Below are 6413 nucleotides of genomic sequence, written 5' to 3'. Positions count from 1 at the left end.
AAACACGTCCATACTTAATTCCTTGATTTCAAGGAATTATTAGAGGAACCCTATAATTATATTTATCAGGGATTAGTTTATTCGCTGCGAATGGGCTTTGATCCCAGCATCTCTAATAAAGGGCTGGGACGATTATTGATGGGGCGCATGCTTCGCAACAGCATGGAACGGGGGGATCTGATTTACGATATCGGCCCCGGATCTCTGGATGCGAAGAAATACTGGTACACATCGGTAGAGAACAGTTACCGGTATGTGCATTATTCTCCCCTTTCTGGAATGGCAAAGATTCTGCAGTTGAGCAATCAGGTTGCCAGCTGGTATCGAGACCGATTCACATCTGAAGCCACAGTTGAACCGCAGGATCAATCTGCTAAACACTCACATGTGAAGAAGTGAAATCGAATTCATTCCGAATCAGATTAGCATTCTATAGACTGCATTCCAACGCAATACAAAGTCACTATTAAGGTGTTCCATGAGTTATCAGCCGACTTCCATTAATTTGAGAATCCCACAACCAGTTACAGTTACACGCAAGCTACTGCTTATAGTAGGTGTACTACTCAGCTTGAGTCTTTGCTCACAATTGGTGAAGTATGGTACGGGGCATGATACTGTGTTCGGACTGATTCCTCTGTTGTATGTAGACTATGAAGGCAACTTGCCAACCTGGTATTCTTCCATCGCATTGTTGATGGCTTCAGTGGTGTTGTGTTTGATTGCTTTGAGTAAACGAGTACAAAAAGATCGATATACATTTCACTGGTTCTTCCTTTCTGGATTGTTTTTTTTACTTTCAATGGACGAGGTCGCTTCGATCCATGAATGTGCGATTGAACCTATGCGGAAGCTGATTGATGCACAGGGCGTATTACATTATGCATGGGTGATTCCGGGGGGTATCTTTGTGCTGATGGTTGCTGGTTTTATGTTACGATTTTTAATCTCGCTACCGGCACGAACACGCAATTTATTTCTTTTAGCCGGTGCGGTTTTTGTGGGTGGCGCGATCGGTGTGGAAATGATCAGCGCTTTCCATGCGTTTTCGCATGGAGAAAAAAACCTGCAATATTCGCTGATCATCACTTTGGAAGAAGCGATGGAAATGCTGGGCGTGATCATCTTGATTCATGCCAGTCTGGAATATCTATGCAAAAACGTGCAAAGTTTTCAGATTGAATTGCCTGGGGATCACAAAGCCGCAGGGTGAATGCTTGATCGGAATTCGCATTCGCTGACAGAGTTACTGGCAGATTCGCTGGTTCAGGATATGGATTCCAAATTCCGAAGTGTCACCGAGTGCGGTTTAATCCGCATTTCATTTTCCCACTCAGGTAATCAGTTCTTTGATCACTTTGGTGTCATAGAGGTCGGTCAAGCGTTCGTCTCGGCCGTCGTGTGGGTAGGTTAAGATTTCGTGATCCAAGCCTAACAGGTGAAGAATCGTTGCGTGTAAATTCGCTGTTTGTGTGCGTTTTTCAATGGCACGGTATCCAAAATCGTCTGTAGCGCCGTAGGCTTGGCCTCCTCTAATGCCTCCACCAGCCATCCAGACACTGAAGCCATAGGGATGGTGATCGCGTCCAAACTCGATATTCTTTTGAGTCTGCTGGGCACCCGGTGTACGACCAAACTCTCCACCCCAGAGGATCAATGTCGAATCGAGCAGTCCGCGCCGCTTGAGGTCTGTGAGTAATCCACCGATGGGCAGGTCTGTTCGATCACAGCAGGCTTTCGTTCCTTTGTTGTTATTAGAGTGTGTGTCCCACGGTTGACCTGCCATGAAGAGTGAAACGAAGCGTACGCCTCTCTCGACCAGTCGCCGCGCCATCAAACAGCGTGTGCCGTAGGATTTTGTTGTCGGATTGTCGATGCCATATAATTTTTGCGTTTCCTGTGTTTCCTGTGCGAGGTTCAGGGCATCTGTGGCAGCGAGCTGCATGCGGCTGGCCATTTCAAATGATTGAATGCGGGCTTCGAGTTCAAGTTCGCCGGATCTTTGTAGCAGATGTTTTTCGTTGAGTTTTTTGAGCAAACGAAAGCGGCCTTCTGTGACTTCTTGGGGCCTGGGTATTTTTGGTTCCAGATGGAGTACGGGACTTCCCTGTTCGCGGAAAACCGTTCCCTGAAATCGCGGTGGTAGCCAACCGCTGGACCAGTTACGAACACCATCCACGGATTGGCCTTTCGGATCGGGAAGTGCCACAAATGAGGGCAGATTTTGATTTTCTGAACCCAGTCCGTACGTGACCCACGATCCCAACGTCGGTCGTCCCGCTACGGTCAGACCTGTCTGTGCCATCCAGATTGCCTGTTCATGATTGCGATGCTCTGTGAACATCGAACGTACCACGGCGATATCGTCAGCATGTTGTGAGACATGTGGTTGGATTTCCGAAAATTCAAGACCACTCTCGCCACACTTATTAAATTGATAGGGGCTGCCCATCAAGTTTTTTGTTTTCTTTTCGTCGTCGGAAACTTCTTCGGGTGGCGCGGTGTCATGAAACTTATTGAGCATCGGTTTGGGATCGAGCAGATCGACATGACTCGGACCGCCGTGCATGTAAAGCTGAATCACTGCTTTTGCTTTTGGAACGCTGTGGGGTACGTGAGCCGTCGAGTGTGTAGCAGCAGCGGCTTCGCTGAGCATTGAGGCGAGCGCGAGTCCGCCGAATCCATCTCCCAACCGTCGCAGTGCATCACGGCGTGACATGAAATTAAATTGGCTCATGGAACTCTCCGAAAAAAACTTCAATCGATGTAGGCAAACTCATTCGCACTCAACAGCATATGACACAAGTCGGCCAGCGCAAGCTGTTTTGATTCTGCGATTATTTTCGCTTTCTTCTGGTCTTCGCTCTGATGGGTGGCAAGATGTTTTGCCGTTTGTTCGTTTAGAAATAGTGAAAACAATTTTCGTTCATCTTCTGTCGCGGGACGCGAAAACGCGGCCATGACTGCGTAGCCTGCGGGGTCCGCAGGTTGTTCGGTTTGTGCTCGTTTTGCGAAGGCATTTGCTGCGCGGACCATGGGGTCACTGTTGAGCAGAGTCAATGCTTGTGTCGAGACGGTGGATGTGTTGCGGTTTGTGCAATTGACAGTCATTTCCGGTTGATCGAATGCACGGAGCATTGTTTGTGGTTTGAGCCTTAGAATCTGGATGTAAATGGATCGGCGATCTGGTGCAGACTTCACGGGTACGACCACTTCGCCGGTGCTTAAGCGTTGGACGGCTATGGGCGCCCCGAACAGTGTTGGATTCAATAAGCCTGATGTTGCGAGCACTGCGTCGCGGAGGGGTTCGGCTTGAAGTCGTTGCAGGTTCTGTCGCCAGAGCAGTCGGTTTTCTAGATCTACGGCTGTTCCTTTTTTGCGGTTTTCAGGTGTGACACGCGATCGCTGGCGCCATGTACTGGATGTAAGAATCAGCCGATGCAGATGTTTGATGCTCCAGCCATTTCGGACGAACTCCGTTGCCAGCCAGTCGAGTAACTCCGGATGGCTGGGAGGTGAACCAGAAACGCCAAAATCTTCTGGTGTCGAGACGATGCCTGTTCCGAAATGATGCAGCCAGATCCGATTGACCATAACCCGGGCAGTGAGTGGATGATTTGGTTGCGTCAACCAGCGCGCGAAAGCAAGGCGGCGCCCACTTGTGCGGGTTCCTTCTGGTGGCGCTTTCCAGGAAAATTTCTTTGATGTATTGATTGTCGAAATCACGCCCGGATCGACATCTGGCCCCGGAGTTTGTGGGTCTCCGCGCAGTAAGACCGGTGTAGTAACGCTTCCAGGCAGATCATAAAGGGCGCGGACTTCACCAAAAATGACTCTGTGTTTTTCTTCAGCGGCAACTTGATCGTTTAACGCTTTCCCTTTGGTAACGTATGCCGGGAAGTTTGCTTTATAAATTTGATCGAGATCTTTGGTGTCGGGACTGAGTTGTTTTTTAAATTTCTCAAACAGATATTTTTGAATATCGTTCCGACTCTCTTTTTTTGTGGCAAACGCAGTTTTAACGTCATCGCGAATTTCTACAGGTAAAGCGGCGAGACGTTTCGCGAAAATCTGGTCTTTTAATTCCTGCTTGTATTTTTCGAATTCTGCTTTAAGTGCTTTTATGGTTTTGTCAACTTCCGCATTGGTTTTGTCAGCAGCTTGCTTTTGCTTCTTGGTCGCGATCTTGAGGCGACGTTTCGTTTGCGGCACCCAGTCCGTCGGTCGAAATGCGCCCGTGAATATTGCTTGCATGCGAAAGTAATCGACTTGTGGAATCGGATCAAATTTATGGCTGTGACAGCGGGCACATTGAACGGTCAGCCCCATCGTTGATGAGCAGACGATTTGCAATGTGTCGAACATGGTGGGGTAGAAATATTGTCCCGCCGCATTCTTGATAGATGCAAAATCCGGTCGGCTGGCATCCGCGGCTGTTCTTAGAAAGCCGGTAGCTGTGATCCCCTCGACGACGTCTTCTGGCAGGGTGTCCATTGTGTCGTGCGCGGTCCAATAGTCGGTTAATTCATCGCCTGCAATCTGTTCCTGTAAAAACCGATCGTAGGGTTTGTCTTTATTAAATGCGCGAATTACGTAGTCGCGATAACGATAAGATAGCTGCAGGGGAACGTCTGCGGAGAGAATGCCTGCGGAGTCTGTATATCCGGCTACATCCAGCCAATGTCGTCCCCATCGCTCGCCATAATGAGGGCTTGCCAGCAACCTGTCGATCATACGCGTGTAGGCATCGGGCCGCTTATCGTCGAGAAATTGTTTTATCTCCTTCGGCGAAGGGGGCAGGCCAATCAGATCGAACGATGCGCGACGCAGGAGTGTCAGTCGATCAGCTTCGGCAGCGAGTGTGAGTTGTTTCTGTTCCAGTTTTTTGAGGATAAACGCGTCGATGGAATTGGAAACGCGTGCCTGGGCTGTAACCTGCGGTACTTTGGGACGAACTGGTGGATTGAACGACCATAATTCGACGCCGGTAATTTCATCCGAGCGATCAATGGTCTTTGCGTGGCTAATGCCTTTGGCGCCATTATTAATCCACGTTCTCACAGTTGCCTTTTCTGTGGCGGTTAGTTTTTGACCGGCAGCGGGCATCTCATCTGAGGCAATTTTTTCATAAAGCAGACTCGACTCGGCTGCTGATATTCGAATGGCTGCTCCCGAATCACCGCCGATTATTAATGCTGATGGCTGAGACAAATTCAGTCCGGCTTTGGGTTCGACACCCGCGTGGCATCGAAAGCACTTCATCCGGAAGATCGGGAGAATGTCGTTCTCATATGTCAATTCGGTCTTTTGTTTTTTTGTCGGTTCTTTAGCCAGAGTTTCTGAGCGAAATTCTAATACAAGAGTCACACAGAGGATGATGGCGACAGCATAGAAACAGGGAATTTTTGAGAGTGGCCCCAAGTGTCTCATCTATGATACTCCGTAACGCTTTGTCTGATTGATAGACCGCGTCGGTAGGACAGCCCGATATGGCAAAATGATACATCAACAATGACTAATGTATCAGAGCCTTTATGGTCCTACAACAGAAAATGAGTCATTCTTTGCTCTGGGCTACATGTTCCGAAGAGGATTACTGCTTATCGGTCTCTGCTGTTTTCAGCTTGTCGGCGAATTTGCTGCGGAATTTTTCCAGTTTGGGTCGGATGACGTATTGGCAGTATTGTTGATTCGGATTGAGCTTGAAGTAATCCTGGTGGTAATCTTCTGCAGGATAAAATTTCTCGAAGGCAGTGATTTCCGTGACGATCGGGGCTTTAAACTGGCCTGATGCATCGAGCTGCTTTTTGTAAGCGGTCGCCTGTTCTTTTTGTTGTTCGTTGTGATAGAAGATCGCGGAACGGTATTGCGTGCCGACATCTGCTCCCTGGCGATTCAACGTGGTGGGGTCATGCGTTTCCCAGAACGCTTTGAGTATATCGGTTAAGGAAATCTGTTGAGGGTCGAACGTGACTTGTATGACTTCAGCATGTCCGGTTGTGCCGGTGCAGACTGCTTTATAAGTGGGATTTGGGTTCGGGCCACCTGAATATCCGGAGACAGCCGACTTGACGCCTTTCAATTCTCGAAAAAACGCTTCGGTACACCAGAAGCAGCCTGAGCCCAGGGTAACCACTTCCAGTTGATCATCTTCCTGAGCCGCTGGTTTGTGTTGTGATTGTGGCTGTTCATCGGCGATGACAACCGGACGGTCTTCCTGTGTCAGAGATTTCTCACAGCCACTCATTAGCGTGAGCATTGCGGTGAGTGAGAAACCAACTAAAACCAACATTGGTAATTGTGAGAACGTCATGACGTATTCTTCCCTGTAGTACATGTCAGAAATAAATAAAGGTATTGAAGGATACAACTGTTTTTTATTTTAGACAATCTCGGTGACGAGGAACAGGGGG

General features: G+C 48.6%; 5 protein-coding genes. 2 read left to right on the top strand and 3 right to left on the bottom strand.

From position 1 onward, the window contains the following. The first annotated feature begins 60 nt into the window (after window positions 1-60). Window positions 61-399, top strand: coding sequence for a GNAT family N-acetyltransferase (locus Q0668_RS06335; RefSeq protein ID WP_298861502.1), 339 nt, complete (start codon window positions 61-63; stop codon window positions 397-399). A gap of 79 nt (window positions 400-478) precedes the next feature. Further along, window positions 479-1213, top strand: coding sequence for a hypothetical protein (locus Q0668_RS06330; protein ID WP_298861499.1), 735 nt, complete (start codon window positions 479-481; stop codon window positions 1211-1213). Window positions 1214-1333: 120 nt separating this feature from the next. On the opposite strand, the gene Q0668_RS06325 is transcribed toward Q0668_RS06330, so the two are convergent. From Q0668_RS06325 to msrA, 3 genes are all read right to left on the bottom strand, one after another. Next, window positions 1334-2737, bottom strand: coding sequence for a DUF1501 domain-containing protein (locus tag Q0668_RS06325; protein ID WP_298861495.1), 1404 nt, complete (start codon window positions 2735-2737; stop codon window positions 1334-1336). Window positions 2738-2757: 20 nt separating this feature from the next. Then, window positions 2758-5430 (bottom strand): DUF1553 domain-containing protein, encoded by a 2673-nt coding sequence (locus tag Q0668_RS06320; protein WP_298861492.1) that lies wholly within the window; start codon window positions 5428-5430, stop codon window positions 2758-2760. 163 nt (window positions 5431-5593) lie between these two features. Continuing rightward, a complete protein-coding gene (msrA, locus tag Q0668_RS06315) occupies window positions 5594-6313 on the bottom strand; it encodes a peptide-methionine (S)-S-oxide reductase MsrA (RefSeq protein ID WP_298861489.1) in 720 nt (239 codons plus the stop codon). Between the last annotated feature and the right edge of the window lie 100 nt (window positions 6314-6413).

Source organism: uncultured Gimesia sp. (genome assembly GCF_937910335.1).
Taxonomy (GTDB): domain Bacteria; phylum Planctomycetota; class Planctomycetia; order Planctomycetales; family Planctomycetaceae; genus Gimesia.
The sequence above is the reverse complement of the archived record's forward strand: the minus strand, read 5'-3'. Positions and strand labels throughout refer to the sequence as shown.